Source organism: Shinella sp., assembly GCF_049651085.1.
GTDB lineage: Bacteria > Pseudomonadota > Alphaproteobacteria > Rhizobiales > Rhizobiaceae > Shinella.
The window spans coordinates 87,993-108,469 of the sequence record NZ_JBASBL010000030.1 but is presented as its reverse complement, the minus strand read 5'-3'; the positions used below and the strand labels follow the sequence as shown (position 1 = coordinate 108,469).

18 protein-coding genes and 1 riboswitch are annotated in these 20,477 nt (G+C 64.2%); of the genes, 9 read left to right on the top strand and 9 right to left on the bottom strand.

Annotated features, from left to right (window positions below; genetic code table 11):
• Positions 1-4 precede the first annotated feature (4 nt).
• Positions 5-1,012 carry a thiamine ABC transporter substrate binding subunit gene (thiB, locus tag WA950_RS21220; protein ID WP_424553724.1) on the bottom strand — a complete coding sequence of 336 codons (1,008 nt, stop codon included), beginning with the start codon at positions 1,010-1,012 and terminating at the stop codon, positions 5-7.
• A 39-nt stretch (positions 1,013-1,051) separates the two neighbouring features.
• Positions 1,052-1,163: riboswitch (TPP riboswitch) on the bottom strand.
• Between the two features lie 129 nt (positions 1,164-1,292).
• Here thiB and WA950_RS21215 point away from each other — a divergent pair.
• Positions 1,293-1,469, top strand: coding sequence for a hypothetical protein (locus WA950_RS21215; protein ID WP_424553723.1), 177 nt, complete (start codon positions 1,293-1,295; stop codon positions 1,467-1,469).
• A 127-nt stretch (positions 1,470-1,596) separates the two neighbouring features.
• Here the strand turns inward: WA950_RS21215 and WA950_RS21210 are convergent, their stop codons facing one another.
• Positions 1,597-2,901 (bottom strand): NAD(P)/FAD-dependent oxidoreductase, encoded by a 1,305-nt coding sequence (locus WA950_RS21210; RefSeq protein WP_424553722.1) that lies wholly within the window; start codon positions 2,899-2,901, stop codon positions 1,597-1,599.
• Positions 2,901-4,244 (bottom strand): glutamine synthetase family protein, encoded by a 1,344-nt coding sequence (locus WA950_RS21205; protein WP_424553721.1) that lies wholly within the window; start codon positions 4,242-4,244, stop codon positions 2,901-2,903. The genes WA950_RS21210 and WA950_RS21205 overlap by 1 nt, the downstream gene beginning before the upstream one ends.
• Positions 4,245-4,427: 183 nt before the next feature.
• On the opposite strand from WA950_RS21205, the gene WA950_RS21200 reads away from it, so the two are divergent.
• Both WA950_RS21200 and WA950_RS21195 read left to right on the top strand, forming a co-directional pair.
• The gene (locus WA950_RS21200; RefSeq protein ID WP_424553751.1) at positions 4,428-5,081 is read left to right on the top strand and encodes a GntR family transcriptional regulator; all 654 of its coding nucleotides are present in this window, start codon (positions 4,428-4,430) and stop codon (positions 5,079-5,081) included.
• A gap of 34 nt (positions 5,082-5,115) precedes the next feature.
• Positions 5,116-6,369 carry an NAD(P)/FAD-dependent oxidoreductase gene (locus WA950_RS21195; protein WP_424553720.1) on the top strand — a complete coding sequence of 418 codons (1,254 nt, stop codon included), beginning with the start codon at positions 5,116-5,118 and terminating at the stop codon, positions 6,367-6,369.
• A gap of 9 nt (positions 6,370-6,378) precedes the next feature.
• Here the strand turns inward: WA950_RS21195 and WA950_RS21190 are convergent, their stop codons facing one another.
• The 4 genes from WA950_RS21190 to WA950_RS21175 form a co-directional block, all read right to left on the bottom strand.
• Complete coding sequence (locus tag WA950_RS21190) at positions 6,379-7,239, bottom strand: RNA polymerase factor sigma-32 (RefSeq protein ID WP_424553719.1); 861 nt, start codon at positions 7,237-7,239, stop codon at positions 6,379-6,381.
• A gap of 357 nt (positions 7,240-7,596) precedes the next feature.
• A complete protein-coding gene (locus WA950_RS21185) occupies positions 7,597-8,340 on the bottom strand; it encodes a Bax inhibitor-1/YccA family protein (RefSeq protein ID WP_424553718.1) in 744 nt (247 codons plus the stop codon).
• A 189-nt stretch (positions 8,341-8,529) separates the two neighbouring features.
• Entirely contained in the window at positions 8,530-11,082 is a 2,553-nt protein-coding gene (locus WA950_RS21180) for an ABC transporter permease (RefSeq protein ID WP_424553717.1), read from the bottom strand.
• Positions 11,079-11,792 carry an ABC transporter ATP-binding protein gene (locus tag WA950_RS21175; RefSeq protein WP_424553716.1) on the bottom strand — a complete coding sequence of 238 codons (714 nt, stop codon included), beginning with the start codon at positions 11,790-11,792 and terminating at the stop codon, positions 11,079-11,081. Before WA950_RS21175 ends, WA950_RS21180 begins: the two co-directional genes overlap by 4 nt.
• Before the next feature lie 60 nt (positions 11,793-11,852).
• Here WA950_RS21175 and WA950_RS21170 point away from each other — a divergent pair, with 60 nt between their 5' ends.
• The 6 genes from WA950_RS21170 (at position 11,853) to WA950_RS21145 (ending at position 18,473) form a co-directional block, all read left to right on the top strand.
• A complete protein-coding gene (locus tag WA950_RS21170; protein ID WP_424553715.1) occupies positions 11,853-12,497 on the top strand; it encodes an arylesterase in 645 nt (214 codons plus the stop codon).
• Between the two features lie 82 nt (positions 12,498-12,579).
• Positions 12,580-13,161 carry an RNA 2',3'-cyclic phosphodiesterase gene (gene thpR / locus WA950_RS21165; protein ID WP_424553714.1) on the top strand — a complete coding sequence of 194 codons (582 nt, stop codon included), beginning with the start codon at positions 12,580-12,582 and terminating at the stop codon, positions 13,159-13,161.
• A 367-nt stretch (positions 13,162-13,528) separates the two neighbouring features.
• Positions 13,529-16,582 (top strand): helicase-related protein, encoded by a 3,054-nt coding sequence (locus WA950_RS21160; RefSeq protein ID WP_424553713.1) that lies wholly within the window; start codon positions 13,529-13,531, stop codon positions 16,580-16,582.
• A gap of 4 nt (positions 16,583-16,586) precedes the next feature.
• A complete protein-coding gene (locus WA950_RS21155) occupies positions 16,587-17,006 on the top strand; it encodes an RNA-binding S4 domain-containing protein (protein ID WP_424553712.1) in 420 nt (139 codons plus the stop codon).
• Positions 17,007-17,196: 190 nt separating this feature from the next.
• Positions 17,197-17,535, top strand: a complete 339-nt coding sequence (gene fdxA / locus WA950_RS21150; protein ID WP_424553711.1) for a ferredoxin FdxA — start codon at positions 17,197-17,199, stop codon at positions 17,533-17,535.
• Positions 17,536-17,903: 368 nt separating this feature from the next.
• Positions 17,904-18,473, top strand: coding sequence for a CarD family transcriptional regulator (locus WA950_RS21145; RefSeq protein ID WP_424553710.1), 570 nt, complete (start codon positions 17,904-17,906; stop codon positions 18,471-18,473).
• 303 nt (positions 18,474-18,776) lie between these two features.
• Here the strand turns inward: WA950_RS21145 and leuC are convergent, their stop codons facing one another.
• Together leuC and WA950_RS21135 are read right to left on the bottom strand one after the other, a co-directional pair.
• The gene (gene leuC / locus WA950_RS21140) at positions 18,777-20,186 is read right to left on the bottom strand and encodes a 3-isopropylmalate dehydratase large subunit (RefSeq protein ID WP_424553709.1); all 1,410 of its coding nucleotides are present in this window, start codon (positions 20,184-20,186) and stop codon (positions 18,777-18,779) included.
• 72 nt (positions 20,187-20,258) lie between these two features.
• On the bottom strand, positions 20,259-20,384 hold the full coding sequence (locus WA950_RS21135) for a hypothetical protein (RefSeq protein WP_424553757.1): 126 nt from the start codon (positions 20,382-20,384) through the stop codon (positions 20,259-20,261).
• Positions 20,385-20,477 lie beyond the last annotated feature (93 nt).

The following is a 20,477-nucleotide window of genomic DNA, read 5'->3' as shown; positions in this document are numbered from 1 at the left end:
CCCGTTACTTGGCGCTCATGGCGCCGAGCCATTCGTCGATCCAGGCCTTGCGGTTTGCCGCCACCTCGTCCGACTTCATCAGGAAGGTCTTTTCCGGCTTCACCAGCGCGTCGAAGGCGGCGGGCAGCGGGTCGCGGGTTTTCGCCGCCGGCATCATCCAGTTGGTTTGCGGGATGATCGACTGGAAATCCGGTCCCGTCATGAAGGTGAGGAACTGGCGGGCAAGCGCCTTGTCATGGGAGGTGCGCATCAGGCCGGCGACCTCGATCTGGATATAGTGCCCCTCGGAGAAGGCCGCCGCCTTGTAGCGCTCGGTGTTCTCGGCAATCACATGGTAAGCCGGCGAGGTCGTGTAGGACAGCACCATCGGCGCTTCGCCCTTGGTGAAGAGGCCATAGGCTTCCGACCAGCCGGGGGTGACCGTCAGGACGCGATCCTTGAGCTTTGCCCAGGCTTCCGCCGACTTGTCGCCGTAGACAGACTTCACCCAGAGCAGGAGACCGAGGCCCGGCGTCGAGGTGCGCGGGTCCTCGATGACGATCTTCTGCGAAGCGTCGCCCTCGACCAGTTCCTTGAGGCTCGCCGGCGGGGTCTTCAGCGTCTCGCTGTCGTAGACGACGGCGAAGTGGCCGTAGTCGTAGGGCAGGAACGTGTCGTCGGCATAACCGCCCGGCACCGTCAGGTCTTGCGGCGAAAGGTCGTGGGGCTCGAACAGGCCGGTCGCCTTGGCCTCCGTGATGAGGTTGGTGTCGAGACCGAGCACCAGGTCGGCCTTGGAGCTCTCGCCCTCGAGCTTGAGGCGGGTCAGGAGTTCCACGCCATCGGCAACGCCGACCCATTCCACCTTGCAGCCGCAGGTCTTCTCGAATGCTTCCTTGACCTTCGGCCCCGGACCCCATTCGGAAACGAAGCTTTCATAGGTGTAGACGGTCAGCGTCTTTTCCTGCGCGAAGGCGGGAAAGGCCAGCGATACGGCGAGCGCCGCGATGGAAGAAAGAAATGCCGTGCGCATCAGCGCCTCCTTGTCTGGTCACAAACGGGAATAGGGCGCTGGAATGTGCCGTCTAATCCCTCCGCCGGTGCTAACCGGATCAGGTTCTTCGGGTTGGCAAATGCCTCTCAGCCGGCGGATCGAAACCCGCGGAGCACCCCGTTAGAGCAGAAGAAGGCATAATGCCGCTTCGGGCGGCGCGCAAGGGCTGTTCCGCATGGAACAGCGGGCGGCGGGGCGGTGTGCGACCTTGTGATCACCGGATGAGAGAGGCTCATCCCCCACCGATCAGGAGAGACCCATGCGCAAGATCATCGTTTCCGCTGCCCTCGCCGTCGTCGCTGCCGTTTCCTTCGCTGCGCCCTCGCAGGCTGGCTACTACGGCTACGACTATCAGCCCACCTGCTTCGTCAAGAAGGTGAAGTCGTACGATTACTACGGCAATGTCATCATCAAGAAGTTCCGCGTCTGCCGCTAATCCCCCGTAGCTGCCGACCTCCAGACAGGCCCGGATGTCCCTGCATCCGGGTCTTCTTTTTGCCGGAGGGCCGCAAGGCGCAATGCTTCGCCCACAATGCATGGTGAAGCAGTTCGCGCGGGAGCCTTCAGAGGCCGAAGGCGTCCTTGAACTGGTACCACCAGGAGCCGACGGTGGAATACTGGGCGCGGAACATGCGCCCGCCCGGGAAGGGGATCCAGGGCAGTTTCTCGAACTGGCTGAAACGCGACAGGTCGCCGTCGATCGCCTCGCTGAGGATGCGGCCGAAGAGATGCGAACCGGTGACGCCGTGGCCACTATAGCCGTGGGCGAAATAGGTGTTCCTGCCGATCTTGCCCATCTGCGGCACGCGCGAGAAGGAGAGGGCGAAATTGCCGCTCCAGGCGTAGTCGATCTTCACGCCCTTGAGCGAGGGGAAGACCTTTTCGAGGTTCGGGCGGATCTTTGCGCGGACGTCCGCCGGGTCGGTGCCGCCATAGACGGTGCCGCCGCCGAAGATCATGCGCTTGTCGGCCGACAGGCGGAAGTAGTCGAGGATGTAACGCACGTCCTCGACGCACATGTCGCTCGGAATCAGTGCATCGGCGCGTTCGCCGAGCGGTTCGGTCGCGACCATCTGGGTGGAGACCGGCATGACGCGCGAGACGAGCTTCGGCACGACATGGCCGAGATAGGCATTGCCGCACAACACGGCGGCATTGGCCGTGACGCTGCCCTTCGCCGTGTGGATCACCGGCTTTTCGGCTTCGTGTTCGACGCGGATGACGGGCGACTGTTCGTAGATCACGCCGCCGAGCGATTCCAGCGCCTTGGCCTCGCCGAGGGTGAGGTTGAGCGGATGCATGTGGCCGCCGGTCGTATCGAGCATGCCGCCGATATAGGCGTCGGTATTGACCAGCTTCTGCATCGCCGCCTTGTCGAGCATCTGGTGGTCGTCCATGCCGTAGCTCTTCCACAGCGCCTTCTTGTGCTCCAGCTCCTTCATGTGGGCGGGCGTATAGGCGGAGTAGATGCTGCCGTCCTTCAGGTCGCAGTCGATCTGGTACTGGGAGACGAGGCGGCGGATGATCTTGCCGCCCTCCTGCACGAGGCCGCCGACAAAGGCGCCGGCCTGGTCTCCATAGCGGCGCTTGATCGTGTCGAGGCTGGCATTGAGGCCGTTGACGACCTGGCCGCCATTGCGGCCGGACGCGCCCCAGCCGATGCCCGCGCCTTCGACCATCACCACCTTGTAGCCCTTTTCGGCAAGGTGGATGGCGGTCGACAGGCCCGAATAGCCCGCGCCGAGCACGGCGACATCGGCGGTCACCGCGCCTTCGAGAACCTTCGGCGTGCGGACGATGTTGCGGGAGGCGGCATAGTAGCTGTCGGGATAGGCACCGTTGCCGGCATAGGACTGGTTGTTGGCCATCAGACGATTTCCAGATAGGCGCTGAACTCGAAGTCGGTCACCTGTTCGGCGAAACCGGCGATTTCCTGCCGCTTGCAGGCGATCAGCATGGAGCGGAGGTCCTGGTCGAAGATTTCCGAGACGATCGAGCCGTTCTCGAAGGCGGTGACCGCCGAGCCCCATTCCGAGGGAATGCGCGGCAGCTGCGAGATATAGGCTCTGCCCGAGACAGGCGCTGGTGGCTCCCACTTGTTGCGGATGCCGACGAGGGCGGCGCCGAGAATGGCGGCCATGACGAGGTACGGGTTGGCGTCGGCACCGGCGACGCGATGCTCGATGCGGCGCGCCTTGTGGTTGCCGCCGGGAATGCGGATCGCCGCCGTGCGGTTCTCGTAGCCCCAAGAGATCGAGGTCGGGGCGTGCGTATCGGGGCGCAGGCGCCGGTAGGAATTGTAGTGCGGGGCAAAGAGCAGGGTCGATTCGGCCATGCCGCGCGTCAGGCCCGCGACGGCGTTTTTCATGATGGCCGAGCCTTCCGCCGTGCCGTCGTCGAAGACATTGTTGCCGTCTTCGTCGATCACGCTGAAATGCATGTGCATGCCGCTGCCCGAACGCATGCCGTAGGGCTTTGCCATGAAGGTGGCGGCAAAGCCGTGCTTGCGCGCGACGCCCTTGATGATGCGCTTGAAGAACAGCGCGTCGTCGGCCGCCTTCAGCGGGTCGTCGGAATGCATCAGGTTGACTTCGAACTGGCCGATGCCGTTTTCCGCCACGGCCGAATCCGCCGGCACGTTCTGCCGCTCGCATGCCGCATAGACGTCGGAGAAGAATTCGCCGAAATCGTCGAGTTCGTCGATCGACAGGATGGCGTCGGAATCGAGGCGCTTGCCGGTATAGGGCGAGATCGGCGGCTCGGCATGGTCCGGTTCGGCGTCGATCAGGTAGAATTCCATTTCCGAGGCGACGACGGGGCGCAGGCCCAGGTCATGATACTGCCGCACGATATGGGCGAGCGCCTGCCGCGGGTCGGCCAGATAGGGCTCGCCGTCCTCCTTGAACAGCCAGAGCGGTACGACGGCGGAGGGCTTCAGCGTCCAGTTGACGGGCAGCGCGCCACGGCCGGTCGCCGCGCAGATGCCGTCCATGTCGCCGCTCGCGAAAATGTGGCTGGAGCCGACGATATCCTCGCCCCAGACGTCGACGCCGACGATGGAAAGCGGCATGCGGATGCCGCCCTTCAGAACTTTTTCCGCCTGTCCGACGGGAACGCGCTTGCCGCGCAGAATGCCATTCAGGTCGCAGACGACGGCCTGTATGCTCTCCACGCCATCGGCATTGATAAGCCAGTTGGAATCGTCGCTCACTGTATGGTCCTTTCCGTATCACATAATTATTTTTGTGATCACATTTTGAAAATATGCACACTTTCTTGTCGTGGGTCAAGCTGCTAGAACCTGTCACAAAGGGTAGGTTTGCACCCGCTATCCTGTCACAGGAGGGATCGATTGGGCAATTTGGCGCTGGAACCGCTGGAGCGGCCGGAAGGCATGACGACGCATGAATATGCGCATCGACGCCTGCGCCAGGCGATCATGGTGGGCTCGATCCGTCCCGGGGAATCCCTGACGATCCGTGGTATTGCCGAAGCGATGGAGAGCAGCCCGACGCCCGTGCGCGAGGCGCTGCGGCGGCTCTCTTCCGAAGGTGCGCTGCGGGTGCTCGACAATCGCCGCATCATGGTGCCGCGCATGACGGCGGACCGCTTCAGCGAACTCATCTCGCTGCGTGCGATGCTCGAACAGCATGCCGCCCGACGCGCCGTGCCGCATATCACCGAGCGGCGCATCGACCGGCTCGCCGAGATCGACAGCGCGCAGGACGAAGCGATCACCCGCAAGGACAAGGCAACCGCCCTGCTATTGAACCAGGAGTTCCATCGCACGCTCTACACGGCCAATCCCGATCAGGTGATCATGCCGATGGTGGAGAGCGTCTGGCTGCAGCTTGGTCCCTTCCTCGGCATTGCCATGGAGCATGTCGCCCAGCTCTATTTCGTCGACCGTCACCAGGAGGCGATCGAGGCGCTGCGCAAGCGCGACGAGGACGCCGTGGCGGTGGCGATCAAGGCCGACATTTCGGAAGGCATCGGCGGCTTCGAGCGGTCGGCGATCGAAAATCTGCTCAGGCTCGCCGGGCAATAGGCGTGCCGGCCGGGTCTTTCATTGAGGCGGACAGATGAAGACGGATGTCATTGTTCTAGGCGCCGGCGTGGTCGGTATTTCGACGGCGATCCATCTGGCGCGGCGCGGCAAATCGGTGGTGCTTGTCGACCGTCGCGGCGCGGCGGAAGAGACCTCCTACGGCAATGCCGGTCTCATCCAGCGCGAAGGCGTTTTCCCCTATGGTTTCCCGCATGATTTCGGTGCGCTGTTCCGCTATGCGCTGAACAACACGATCGATGCGCATTACCATCTGTCGGCGATCCCCGGCATCATCCCGTTCCTTGCGCGCTATTGGTGGCATTCCGGCTTTCGCCGGCACCAGAGCATCGCCCATCTCTATGCGCCGCTGATCGAGCATTCGATCACCGAGCATGCGGATCTGATCGCGGCCTCCGGTGCCGAAGACCTTGTCCGCAAGGATGGCTGGATGAAGGTTTTCCGCTCGGAGAAGGAGCGCGATGCGGCCTATGCGGATGCCGAACAACTTTCCGCCAATTTCGGTATCAGTCACCAGAAACTGACAGCGGCCGAGATGGCGGCGGCAGAGCCGGACATTCGCGCGGACCTGACCGGGGGCCTGCGCTGGACCGATCCCTGGACGATTGTCGATCCGCAAAGCCTGCTGAAGCGCTACCTTGCCTATTTCCAGTCGCTCGGCGGCCAGCTGAAATCGGGTGACGCGGCGACCATCGAGCATGTGCTGGAAGGGGAGGGCTGGCGCGTCGCGACGCCGGAAGGCCCGCTCGAATCCCGGGATGTCGTCGTGGCGCTCGGCCCCTGGGCGGATACGGTGACGCGCAAGCTCGGCTACCGCTTCCCGCTCGCCGTCAAGCGCGGCTACCACATGCATTACGGTACGCAGGAGGGCGCGAAACTCAACAACTGGGTGCTCGATGCCGAACGCGGCTATTTTCTCGCGCCGATGGCGCGCGGCATTCGCCTGACCACCGGGGCGGAATTCGCCGAGCGCGATGCGCGCAAGACGCCCGTCCAGCTGCGCCGCGCCGAAAAGGTGGCGCGCGAATTCTTCCCGCTTGCCGAAAGGCGCGACGAGGAGCCGTGGATGGGCGCACGCCCCTGCACGCCGGACATGATGCCGGTGATCGGCAAGGCGCCGCGTCATGCCGGCCTGTGGTTCGCCTTCGGCCACGCCCATCACGGCATGACGCTCGGCCCCGTTACCGGCCGGGTTCTGGCGGAGAAAATGCTGGGCGAGCGCACGGTCCTCAATATCGGGCCGTATCGCCCGGAACGCTTTATCGCTTGAGGCGCGCCCTCACGCGTAGGCGAAATCCGTCGTCATGCCGATCAGCACGGTCTTGAGCTTTTCCAGCGCCCGGTTTTCGATCTGGCGGACGCGCTCCTTGGAAATGCCGAGCATCGCCCCCAGCTCCTCGAGCGTCGCGCCGTTTTCAGCGAGGCGGCGGGCGCGAATGATCTTCATTTCCCGCTCATTGAGCTGACCGAGGGCGGATTGCAGCCAGCAATGGCGGCGCTCGCCGTCGATACTGCCTTCCGCCTGCTCGTCGGGAAGCGGTTCGTCGCTGGTGAGGAAATCCAGCCGGTTGGCACCTTCGCCCTCGGTGGAGGAAATCGGTGCCTGGAGGGAAATGTCGGAGGCTGAGAGGCGGGCGTCCATGGTGCGCACGTCAGCGGTCGAAACGCCGATCGCTGCGGCGATCTCCTGGTGCATGGCTTCGCTGGTGAGGTAGGTGTCGCCGCGCGCCAGCCGCGCGCGCAGGCGCCGGAGATTGAAGAACAGTGCCTTCTGCGCCGAGCTGGTGCCGCCGCGCACGATCGACCAGTTGCGCAGCACATAGTCCTGGATCGAGGCACGGATCCACCAGCTGGCATAGGTGGAGAAGCGCACCTGCCGCTCCGGTTCGAAACGGGCGGCGGCCTCCAGAAGGCCGATATAGCCCTCCTGCACCAGGTCGCTCAGCGGCAGACCGAAGTTGCGGAATTTACCGGCCATCGAGATGACGAGGCGCATATGCGCCATGGCGATACGGTTGCGGGCTTCCTGATCCTTGTTGTCCTTCCAGGCATAGGCGAGCGCCTGTTCCTCGGCGCGTTCGAGATAGGGGGCGGACATTGCGAGCTTGATCATACGGCGGTCTGCGGTCGTCGTAGCCATGGCGGTCTCTCCACGTGAACCGAACCGACGCAGGAAAGTGCCCTGCGCCCTGCTTAACGATGACGTTTCATGGAGACCGATGGGTTCATTCGAAAGTGATTTCGCGACGATAAAGTGGCTACGCCACACCCGCGGCCGCCCGAAGCCGGTCGTCCTCGGGCCTAACAACGATAGCCGCGTCAAAAAGTTCCAAGAAAAAATTAGGTTTCAGGCTGGCTGGTAACCGGATGAAATCAGGCGGGATGGCTGCCGCACCTGAATGAAATCCACAAAAAAACCGCCGGGGAAACGGCGGTTCTCAATAGCTTGACCCCGCCGTTTCCGGCGGGGTCCGTATCAGCCATCCGGCTGCTTGCGTTACTCGCGGTTGCCGAGGAAGCGCAGCAGGAACAGGAACAGGTTGATGAAGTCGAGGTAGAGCGTCAGCGCGCCCATGATGGCCTTGCGGCCGGCGACGGCAGTGTCGTCGGCGTCGAAGTACATTTCCTTGATCTTCTGCGTGTCCCACGCCGTCAGGCCGGCGAAGACCAGAACGCCGATCGCGGAGATCGCGAAGTCGAGCGCCGAGGACTGCAGGAACAGGTTGACGAGCGAGGCGATGATCAGGCCGAAGAGGCCCATGATCAGGAACGAGCCCATCGCGGAGAGGTCACGCTTCGTCGTGTAGCCGAACAGCGACAGCGCGCCGAAGGCGGCGGCGGAGACGAAGAAGGTCTGCGCGATGCTGGCACCCGTATAGACGAGGAAGATCGACGACAGCGACAGGCCCATCAGGCCGGCATAGACCCAGAAGGTCGCCTGCGCGGTGGAAACGCTCATCGTGTGGATGCGGAAGCTCAGGAAGAAGACCAGCGCGAGCGGGGCGAGCATGACGACCCACTTGAGCGGGCTGACATAGATCGCCTGGCCGAAGCCGGTCAGCTGGCCGTCTGCGAAGGCGGCCTGCGAGGCGAAATAAGCGACGACACCCGTGATCGCGAGGCCCAGAGCCATCAGGTTGTAGACCCGGAGCATATAAGCGCGCAGGCCCTCGTCGATGACGGCACCGGCCTGAGCGCCGGTATTGGCCGTTCGGGTCTGGTAGTTGCGGAGATCTGCCATGTTTTCCTCTCGTAAAGCCCCAAGAATTTACGGTGTCGGGCTCCCGCCTGTTCGCTCCGGTCGTTTGAAGCGCTTGCGGGATCCAGGCAGCCGCTGCGGGGCTCCAGCTTGCCTGCCCATAAATATGCGCATGAATTGTGTCTCGCACAAGACCCGCACCCCCTGCGGGGGACGCGGGCCGTGCCGATTTCATAGCTCGCGCAGGACCGGCGCCGCCTTCTGCCCCAGAATGCGCCAGGTGCCGGCAAGGCCCATGCCGACGGTCAGGACGAGCGCAATCACCACGGTCGTCACTGCCACATCCGGCAGGAAGCTCGACGGGAGTTTCATGATGCGGCTGACCACGAACCACGCGGCCACCCCGCCGGCAAACAGCGCGAAAACCGCCGTCGCCAGCCCCAGCATCATATACTCGTAGCTGAAGGCGCGGATCAGCGTCGTGCGCGTCGCCCCGAGCGTCTTCAGGACGACGGCATCGTGCACGCGCGCCCGGTTGCCTGCGGCAAGCGCGCCGGCAAGCACGAGGATCGAGGCGATGAGCGCGACGGCCGCCGCCGCGCGGATCGCCGTTGCTAACTGGCCGACCAGCTCGTTGACCACGTCGAGCGCATCCTTGACCCGCACGCTGGTGACGGTCGGATAGGCATTGGTGATGGCCTTCAAGGCCGCCGCCTCCTCGACTGCCGTTGCCGACGGGTCGATGACGGTGGCCAGCCAGGCATGCGGCGCGCCGGCAAAGGTGTTCGGCGAGAAGACCATGACGAAGTTGATCGACAGGGATTCCCACTCGACGTTGCGGAAATTGGCGATGCGGGCGGTGATGTTGCGCCCGAGCACGTTGACCGTCACCGTGTCGCCGAGCTTGAGGCCGAGTTCGCGGCCCTCTTCCGTCGAGAAGGAGACGAGCGGCTCGCCGCTATAATCTTCCGGCCACCATTCGCCGGCCGACAGGGTCGAATTCTCCGGCACGCGCTTGGCATAGGTGATGCCACGGTCGCCGCGCAGCACCCATTGCCCTTCCGGCGGCACCTTGACCTTGCCGACCTCCACGCCGTTCAGCTCCATCACCCGGCCGCGCAGCATGGGCACCTCGATGATCTTGCCCTCCGGCATGTTTGCCGAGAGCACGGTGCGGAAGCCTTCCACTTCGTTGCTCTGGATATCGACGAAGAAGAAGTTTGGCGCCCGCTCCGGCAGGTTGCCGGTAAGTTCGCGCCGCAGGTTCCCGTCGATCAGCGTCAGCGTGACGAGCAGCGCAAGGCCAAGGCCGAGCGAGAGCACGACGGAGGAGGTCAGCGCTCCCGGCCGGTGGATATTGCCGACCGCCAGCCGCAGCGCCGGCGAATTCACCCGCGGGCTGCGCCTGGCCAGCGCCGTGATCAGCATGGCGACGACCCGCAGCACGACGAAGGCGAAGGCGATCGCGCCAAGGAAGACGACGGCGATATAGCGATCATAGGCCGTGAAGATCGCGAGCCCCGCGAGTGCCGCGAGAAAGACGGCCGCGCCCAGCACATAGGGCCAGCTCGGCAGGCGTCCGGCATCGAAACCCTGTTCGCGGAAAAGCGCCGTCGCCGGCACTTCGCGGGCATGGCCGAGCGGCAGGACCGCGAAGGCGAGCGCCGTCAGAAGGCCGAAAACCGCAGCGAGCAGCAGGGAGGAGGGATAGAGCGCGGCTTCCGCCGGCACCGGCAGCACGCCGCCGAGGAACTGCATGGCCACCATCGGCATCAGCGCACCGGCGACTAGGCCGATCAGGATGCCGACCGAAGCGATCAGCGCGATCTGCATGAGATAGACCAGCGCCACCAGCGAGGCGGGCGCGCCGAGGCATTTGAACGTCGCGATCACCGAACGCTTGGAATCGAGATAGGCGCGCACGGCATTCGCCACGCCGACGCCGCCCACGATCAGCGCCGTCAGGCCGACGAGCGTCAGGAACTGCGAGAAGCGCGTGATGTTGGCGGTCAGCGACGGTGCGGCGCTGTCGGAGGTGCGGATCGACCAGCCGGCCGTCGGGAAGGCCTTGTTGGCCTCGGCCCGCAACGTGGCGAACGACGTGCCGGGATCGGCGAGGCGAATGCGGTAGGAGTTTTCCACGAGGCTGCCGGTCTGCACGAGGCCGCTGGCCTGCAGAGCCTCTTGCGACACCATCAGCCGCGGTGCGAAGCCGAAGCCTTCGGAAACGGCGTCGGGTTCGCGCACCAGCGTTGCCACGATCGTGAGTTTTGCCGTGCCGAGCAGGATCTCGTCGCCGATGGCAACGCCGAGCCGGTCGAGCAGCAGCGGCGCGACCACGGCGCCATAGGCATCGCCCTGCCGCGCAAAAAGGTCAGGGGCCGGCTTGTTCGGTTCGGCCTCAAGCGCGCCGTAGAGCGGATAGGCGCCGTCGACGCCCTTGGCCTCGACCAATGTCTGGTCGGATCCATCCGGCAGGCGCACCATGGAGCGCAGGCCCGTCGACAGCGACACATCGCCAAGCCCCTGGAAATGCTTCAGTTCCTCCGGCGTCGCCAGGCGGTTCCTGAACTCGAAGCGCGCGTCGCCGGCCAGCAGCGACTGCCCTTGCGAGGCGATGGCCTGGGTTATGGCGCTCGATACCGAATTGACGCCGGCAATCGCCGCCGTGCCGAGCGCGATGCAGGCGAGGAAGATGTAGAAGCCCTTCAGGCCGCCGCGCATCTCGCGCAGCGCCAGCCTGAGGGCGAGCGGCACCTGCCGGAGAATTGAACCAATCCTCATGCCGGCACCGCTGCGGCCGAAGCCCGGATGGGCGCGGCCCCCGAAACGATCTCGCCGGAGCGCATGGCGACCTGCCGGCCGCAGCGGGCGGCAAGCGACGGGTCGTGCGTCACCAGCACCAGCGTCGTGCCGCGCTCGGCCTGCTTGGAAAAGAGCAGGTCGGCGATCTGCCGGCCGGTCTCGGTGTCGAGATTGCCGGTGGGCTCGTCGGCGATCAGCAGTTTCGGCGAAGGGGCAAGCGCCCGGGCGATCGCCACGCGCTGCTGCTCGCCGCCCGAAAGCTGGCCGGGATAGTGAGACAGGCGCTCGCCGAGCCCGACGGCCGTCAGTTCGCGCCGCGCGATCTCGAAGGCGTCGCGCACATTGGCAAGCTCCAGCGGCACCGCAACGTTTTCCAGCGCGGTCATGTTGGGGATGAGGTGGAAGGACTGGAAGACGATGCCGATATTGCGGCCGCGGAAATCCGCCACCTGGTCCTCGTTCATCGCGTGCAGGCCTGCGCCGTCGATATGGATCTCGCCGCTGTCCAGCCGTTCGAGGCCGGCAAGCACCATCAGCAGCGTCGACTTGCCGGAACCGGACGGACCGACGATGCCAACCGATTCGCCCGCATCGATCGCAAGGTCGATCCCCTTCAGCACGTGAACGGAGGCGGCCGCCTGGCCGAGGGTGAGATCGGCTTTTTTCAGATCGATGATGGTTTTGGCCAAGGAATTCTGCCCTATATGTATCTGGAACAACTGGAATGTCAGCAATCTAGGAATAGCTATATGTCGTTTAAAGCGACCGTTGGGTTTTTCGCCTCACTTGCGATCACAGCTTTGTTATCCACCGGCATCGCGCGGGCCGAGCCCGTCAAGCTCGTCGGCTTCGGCGACAGCCTGATGGCAGGCTATCAGCTTCCCGCCACGGACGCCTTTCCGGTGAAGCTGGAGGCGGCGCTTCGGGCGAAAGGCTACGCGGTCGAGATCGCCAATGCGGGCGTCTCCGGCGATACCACATCCGGCGGCCTTTCTCGCCTCGACTGGTCGATCCCGGACGGAACGCAGGGCGTGATCCTCGAGCTTGGCGCCAATGATGCGCTGCGCGGCATTGCCCCGGAAGAGAGCGAAAAGAACCTCGACGCCATGCTGACCCGCCTCAAGGCGCGCGGCATCCCGGTGCTGCTTGCCGGCATGCTCGCCCCGCCGAACATGGGCGCTGACTATGCCGAACGCTTCAACGGCATCTACCAGCGCCTTGCCGACAAGCACAATGTGTCACTTTACCCGTTTTTCCTCGAAGGGGTGGTGACGAAGGCGAACCTCCAGCTCGACGACGGTATGCATCCCAACCCGCAAGGCGTCGACGTCATGGTGCAGTCGATCCTTCCGACGGCGGAAGCCTTCCTCAAGTCGATATCGGCGGGGGAGTAGTTCTCGCGGGCGCAAAATAGGGGTTGCACAAAAGGCGTTTGCGTGATTCGCTGGCGTTACATTCCAGTAGGGAGAAGTCGCCATGCCGAGACTTTTCGTTGCCCTCGAAGTGCCGCGAAATGCGGCGATGAGCCTCTCATTGTTGAGAGGCGGACTTCCCGGAGCTCGCTGGATCGATGTCGAGAACTTCCACATTACCTTGCGCTTCATCGGTGATATCGACGGGCGCACTGCCGACGAGGTGGTCGACAAGCTCGACCGCATCGAGCGCCCGGAATTCCAGCTCGCGCTATCCGGCATCGGGTCCTTCGGTTCGAAGAAGCCCCATTCGATCTATGCCGGTGTCACGCAGAGCCCCGAAATGTACGCCCTCCAGGCAGAAATCGAGCGCATCTGCCAGCGCCTCGGCCTTGCCGCCGACCCGCGCAAGTTCACCCCGCATGTCACGCTCGCCCGCCTGCGCAATGCCCGCCCCGAGGATGTTGCGCGCTACCTCACCGGCCGCGGCAATTTTCACACCGCACCCTTCACGGTGAACCGTTTCGTGCTGATGTCCTCCAAGGAATCGGTCGGCGGCGGCCCCTACCTCACCGAAGAGGTCTTCCCGCTGTACGATTCGGGCAACAGCTGGGACAGCGCGGATGTGCGCGATCATCCGGTTTGACCCGAGGTCCGCAAGGTGATCCCCGCCGTGGGACTGCTCGGATTCACTGGGCTGCCTGCGCCGTTGCAGGGCCTGCCAGCCGCCCGTAGTCAAATGCTGACCTAGTGTCTGATCCGATTCAACATTTCGTGGTGCAGGCGCGAATCCGGTCAATCCCTTGCGGTGAACAAACCCTGAATCCGGCTGAGTCAGCGATTCGTCGCCGTTTCGTTCCGTCCCTGTTCCATGAGCCGGCGAAAGACCCGGAAAAGTGGTAGATTTCGCCTTCCCCCTTGCCATTCCCCGCCCCGATGGGCATCTGTGGCCTGCCGGGAGTGCTTCCGGCCGAAATTGAAACCTGCCGGGGCGTGTCTTGTCGCAAGCACCCATGATCTTGAGCGGCCGCGGGGTCACCGCGGTGCTCGGCCCGACCAACACGGGCAAGACCCACTACGCAATCGAACGCATGGTGGCACATGAGACGGGCGTTATCGGCCTGCCTCTGCGCCTGCTGGCGCGCGAGGTCTATGGGCGTCTCGTCGACAAGGTCGGCCAGCACAATGTCGCCCTCGTCACCGGCGAGGAGAAGATCACGCCGCACATGGCGCGCTACTCGGTCTGCACCGTCGAGGCCATGCCGCGCGAGACGCGCGCCTCCTTCGTCGCGATCGACGAGGTGCAGTTGGCCGGCGATCTCGAGCGCGGCCATATCTTCACTGATCGCGTGCTGCATCTGAGGGGTCGCGACGAGACGCTGCTGCTCGGCGCGGCCACCATGAAGCCGATCCTCGAGCAGCTCCTGCCCGGCATCCACGTCATCGAGCGCCCGCGCCTCTCCCAGCTGTTCTATTCGGGTTCCAAGAAGATCACCCGCCTGCCACAGCGCACCGCCATCGTCGCCTTCTCGGCCGACGAGGTCTATGCGATCGCCGAACTGATCCGCCGCCAGCGCGGCGGGGCGGCCGTCGTGCTCGGCGCGCTCTCACCGCGCACCCGCAATGCGCAGGTTGCGCTCTATCAGGAAGGCGATGTCGAATATCTCGTCGCCACCGATGCGATCGGCATGGGCCTCAATCTCGATGTCGACCATGTCGCCTTCGCGCAGGACCGCAAATTCGACGGCTATCAGTTCCGCAACCTGAACCCCGCCGAACTCGCCCAGATCGCCGGCCGCGCCGGCCGGCACCTGCGCGACGGCACCTTCGGCGTGACGGGCCGCGTCGATCCGTTCGACGACGAGCTGGTCAAGCGCATCGAGACCCACCAGTTCGATCCCGTCCGCATGCTGCAATGGCGCACCACCCGCTTCGACTATTCCTCGCTGGCGAGCCTGCGCCAGTCGCTCGACGCCCCGCCGCCGATCGGTGGGCTGACGCGCGCGCTGCCGGCCGTCGACCAGCAGGCGCTGGAACATCTGTCGCGCTATCCCGACGTCCGCGACCTTGCGACGAGCCCGGAACGGGTCGAAAAGCTCTGGGAAGTCTGCGCGCTTCCCGACTACCGCCGCATCGCGCCGGCCCAGCACGCCGATCTGATCTCGACAATCTACGCAGATCGCGTAAAACGCGGCACGGTTAATGAAGACTTCATGGCGGACCAGGTTCGCCGCGCTGATCGGACCGACGGTGAAATCGACACGCTTTCGGCGCGAATCGCGCAGATAAGAACATGGACCTATGTATCGAATCGGCCGGGATGGCTTGCCGATCCGACACACTGGCAGGAAAAGACGCGGGAAATCGAAGACCGATTGTCCGATGCGCTACATGAACGGTTGACGAAACGCTTTGTTGATCGCAGGACATCTGTGCTCATGAAGCGCCTGAGAGAGAATGCGATGCTGGAAGCTGAAATCAGTGTGAATGGTGATGTCTTCGTAGAAGGACATCATGTCGGGCAGTTGGCCGGTTTCCGGTTCACCCTCGTCCCCGGAACGGAAGGCCCGGATGCGAAGGCCGTGCAGGCGGCTGCGCAGAAGGCGCTTGCGCTCGAGTTCGAGGCCCGTGCCGCACGTCTGCATGCCGCCGGCAATGCCGATCTCGCGCTCGGCTCGGACGGCACGGTGCGCTGGCTCGGCGATCCCGTTGCGCGCCTGACCGCCAGCGATCACATCATGCGCCCGCGCGTCATCCTGCTCTCCGACGAGCAGCTGGTCGGCAATGCGCGCGATCACGTCGCCGCCCGCATCGAGCGTTTCGTGAACCATCATATCGCGACCGTGCTGAAGCCGCTCGACGACCTTTCCCGCGCGGAAGATCTCCAGGGCCTTGCCAAGGGCCTGGCCTTCCAGCTCGTCGAAAGTCTCGGCGTGCTGTTCCGCCGCGACGTCGCGGACGATGTGAAGACCCTCGATCAGGACGCTCGCGCCTCCATGCGCAAGCACGGCATCCGCTTCGGCGCCTATCACATCTTCATGCCGGCGCTGCTGAAGCCTGCTCCGGCCGAACTCATCACCCTGCTCTGGGCGCTGAAGAACGACGGCCTCGACAAGCCCGGCTACGGCGATCTCATTCCGGCGCTTGCCGCCGGCCGCACCTCGGTCGTCACCGATCCGAGCTTCGAGCGCGCCTTCTACAAGCTTGCCGGCTTCCGTTTCCTCGGCAAGCGCGCCGTGCGTATCGACATTCTCGAGCGGCTGGCCGATCTCATTCGTCCGCTGCTCCAGTGGAAGCCGGGCACGCCGCGTCCCGACGGCGCCTATGACGGCCGCCGCTTCGTGGCGACGACCGCCATGCTCTCCATCCTCGGCGCGACGCCGGACGACATGGAAGAGATCCTCAAGGGTCTCGGCTATCGCGCCGACAGCGTGAAGGCGGAAGAAGCTGCCGCCTTCCTCGCCGCGCAGGCCCCGGCCGGTGCAAGTGCCGCTGCGCCGACGGAAGCTGCAGAAACCACTGCGGAAGCCGCCGACGAGCACGACGCCGATGCGGCGGATGCCGAAGGCGAAGCGCCGGTTGCCGCTGAACAGGCGCCGGCCACGGAAACTGCCGAAGCCGCCGCTGCGGTGGAGACGCCTGCTGCAGAGGCCGAAGCGCTGGCTGCCGAAGGCGTCGCTGCCGATGCTGAGCCGGTCGAGGCCAAGCCCGTCCTGCTCTGGCGTCCGGGCTCGCGCCACGACAACCAGCGCCAGGGCCAGCGTCACGGCGGCGAGCGCCAGGGCGACCGTCAGGGCCAGGGTGAACGCCGCGAAGGTGGTCGTCCTCGCGGCCAGCCGGCCGGCGAACGCGGCGAGCGCCGTGATGGCGGTCGTCCCAACCAGGGCAAGGGCCGCGACGGAAAGCCGCAGGGTGGCAATCGCCCGGATCGCGGCGAGCGCAACGAACGCGGCGGCAAGCCGCAGCAGGCGAAATTCGAGGCAAGGCCGCCCCGCAAGGAAAAGCCGATCGACCCGGATTCGCCCTTCGCCAAGCTTGCAGCGCTCAAGGAGCAGCTGAAGAAGTAAGCCGATGGCACGTGACGAGGAACAGCCGGCAGGTCAGGCGCGACAGCGCATCGACAAATGGCTGTTCTTCGCGCGGCTGCGCAAATCCCGCTCGCTGGCGGCGAAATCCGTGGAAGCGGGCGATGTCCGCATCAACGGCGCGAGCGTCCGCCAGCCGTCGCATGGCGTGCGCCCCGGAGACGTCATCACGCTTTCGCTCGACCGGCACGACATGGTCGTCAAGGTCCTCCAGCCCGGCGAACGCCGCGGTCCCTACGAGGAAGCACGGCTTCTCTACAGCGACATGACGCCGCCCCCGCCGCCGCGCGAGGAGCGCACGCTTTTCGAGCAGGCGACGCGCGAAAGAGGCACTGGCCGCCCGACCAAGCGGGAACGCCGGGAAACCGACCGCCTGCGCGGATTTCCGGGCGACGACGACGATTAGAATTCTATACCTCCCGCACGCCGGAACGCGCATGTATTGCGCTTGCAAAGCGCCGGCAAAGCCTTTACCTCACCCACCTGACAGCCTGCGCACGCGGCCTTTTCCTCCCCGGGCAAGCCGATCGCATGACGGGTTTTGCGGTGATGGATGACCCATTTTCAGCCGCTTCGTGACCATTCTGGAGTGAATCATGACGTATGTCGTGACTGACAACTGCATCCGCTGCAAGTACATGGACTGTGTGGAAGTGTGCCCCGTCGACTGCTTCTACGAGGGTGAGAACTTTCTCGTCATTCACCCGGACGAATGCATCGACTGCGGCGTGTGCGAGCCGGAATGTCCCGCCGAGGCGATCAAGCCGGACACCGAGCCGGGCCTCGACAAGTGGCTGCAGGTGAACACGGAATTCGCGTCGATCTGGCCGAACGTCACGGTCAAGCGCGATGCGATGCCGGAAGCCAAGGAAATGGACGGCGTGGAAGGCAAGTACGAACTGTACTTCTCGCCCAATCCCGGCAAGGGCGACTGACCGCGCCACGGCGCGTTGACGGATTTTGGGGAAAAAGGCTTGCTCCTGTCGAAAGGCGATAGGGCAGGCTTGATGACCCATGCGAAGCAAATTATTGATTTCGGCACTTTTTTGTGATAGGGTCACGATACTGATCCAAATCGCGGCATTTTCGCATGCCCGAACACCACCACGAAAGTAAACGATCCCTCAACGTCGCTCACCTCCCATAGGCAACTTCGGTTGCTCAAATGTGAACGCGTCGAAGCGGATCTTTTTGCGTATCGCGGACGGAGCAGAGTGGTGGCACCGCAAGGTGCACACGTCTTTCCTGGGTCCTCGGACCCATCCGGCTCATGCCGGAGCGTAACAGGGAGTATTTGAACAGAATGACGACCCAGCAGAAGAAATCTTCCACGCGCCAGGGCTTCAAGACCGGCGAGTCGATCGTCTATCCCGCTCACGGTGTCGGCCAGATCGTGGCCATCGAGGAGCAGGAAGTCGCCGGCATGAAGCTCGAGCTTTTTGTCATCGATTTCGAAAAGGACAAGATGCGTCTCAAGGTGCCGGTTGCCAAGGCCGTTTCGATCGGCATGCGCAAACTGTCGGAGACCGATTTCGTCGAACGCGCGCTGAAGGTTGTCCAGGGCAAGGCCCGTGTGAAGCGCACCATGTGGTCGCGCCGTGCGCAGGAATATGACGCCAAGATCAATTCGGGCGACCTGATCTCGATCGCCGAAGTGGTCCGCGACCTCTTCCGCGCTGAGAACCAGCCGGAGCAGTCCTATTCCGAGCGCCAGCTCTACGAGGCCGCTCTCGACCGTTTCGCTCGCGAAATCGCCGCCGTCAACAAGATGTCGGAGACCGAGGCTGTCCGTCTCGTAGAGACCAACCTCGCCAAGGGTCCGAAGCGCGGCAAGTCCATCGAAGAGGACGAAACTCAGGACGAAGCAGCCTGATCCAGGCCATCTCCTGAAATTGACGCCCGGTCTTCGGGCTGTCTGGACGTGATTTGAAGGCTCCGGTTTGTCCGGGGCCTTCTTTGTTTTGAGGCTCCGCCTCCTTGACGTCCGGGGTGTCTGGCGAGTGCCGTGTCGCGGTTCATTCCCGCAATCATTCCGGCCATCGCCATCCCATGAAAAATGGCCGCCTCTTTCTGGAGGCGGCCATTCTGGCTTGTTGGGCTGGTTCAGGCTGCCTGCATCGCCTTCCGGGATGGGAGCGTGCTCCCCGCCGCTGTCACGACGGCAGGGCGCCCGTGATCACTGCCAAGTGCGGATGTCGACGAAGTGGCCGGCGATCGCGGCTGCGGCGGCCATGGCGGGCGACACAAGATGCGTGCGGCCCTTGAAGCCCTGGCGGCCCTCGAAGTTGCGGTTCGAGGTGGAGGCGCAGCGCTCGCCCGGCTTCAGGCGGTCGTCGTTCATGGCAAGGCACATCGAGCAGCCCGGCTCGCGCCAGTCGAAACCGGCTTCCTTGAAGATCTTGTCGAGACCTTCCTTCTCGGCCTGTTCCTTCACGAGGCCGGAGCCCGGAACGATCATGGCGTTGACGGTGGAGGCGACCTTCTTGCCCTCGACGACGGCGGCAACGGCGCGCAGATCCTCGATGCGGCCGTTGGTGCACGAGCCGATGAAGACGCGATCGATGGCGATGTCGGTGATCTTGGTGTCCGGCTTCAGGCCCATATAGTCGAGCGCGCGCCACTTGGACGAACGCTTGGTCTCGTCTTCGATATCGTCTGGGTTCGGCACGATGCCCTCGACGGAGACGACGTCTTCCGGCGACGAGCCCCAGGAGACGATCGGCGGCAGGTTGGCGGCGTCAAGCACAACGACGCGGTCGAAATGCGCGCCTTCCTCCGTGTACAGCGTCTTCCAGTAGTCGAGCGCCATTTCCAGCGCCTTGCCCTTCGGCGCGCGCGGCTTGTCCTTGATATATTCGAAGGTCTTCTCGTCCGGCGCGATGAGGCCGGCGCGGGCGCCGCCTTCGATCGTCATGTTGCAGATCGTCATGCGGCCTTCCATCGAGAGCGAGCGGATCGCTTCGCCGGCAAACTCGATGACGTGGCCGGTGCCGCCGGCCGTGCCGATCTCGCCGATGATGGCGAGGATGATGTCCTTGGCGGTAACGCCGTCGGGCAGCTGGCCGTCGACGCGCACCAGCATGTTCTTCGCCTTCTTCTGGATCAGCGTCTGGGTTGCCAGGACGTGTTCCACCTCGGACGTACCGATGCCATGCGCCAGCGCGCCGAAAGCGCCATGCGTGGACGTGTGGCTGTCACCGCAGACGATCGTCATGCCCGGCAGGGTGAAGCCCTGCTCCGGGCCGACGATGTGCACGATGCCCTGGCGAACGTCCTTCTCCGAATAGTATTCGACGCCGAATTCCGCAGCGTTGCTGGCGAGCGCCTCGACCTGGATGCGGCTCTCCTCGTTCTTGATGCCCTGGTGGCGATCCGGCGAGGTCGGGACGTTATGGTCGACGACGGCGAGCGTCTTTTCCGGTGCACGAACCTTGCGGCCGGACATGCGTAGGCCTTCGAAAGCCTGGGGCGACGTCACTTCGTGAACGAGGTGACGGTCGATGTAGAGAAGACAGGTGCCGTCTTCCTGGCGGCTGACGATGTGGTCGTCGAAAATCTTGTCGTAGAGTGTCCGGGGTGCGCTCATGGCTCTTCATCCGCTTGGCATGTTTGGGGTACGGGAAATCGGCAAGCCATGGGCTCGCTGGATCGGCAACGATCAGGCGGGGCGGCTGGTGAGCGCCCCGAAGACACGGGCAAAGAAGCGTGCCGGCAGGCGCTTGTGGTCCTGCAGCACAACGACATGCTTTTCCGTGCATCCGAACTTGGATTCCATGGCCTGCATATAACGATTTTTCGCCGGTTGGGCAAGTTGTCCGCCGCGCCGTCATTTTACGCTCTTGCCGAATATTTTCAGCGGCCTGCTTGCCGTGCCCCA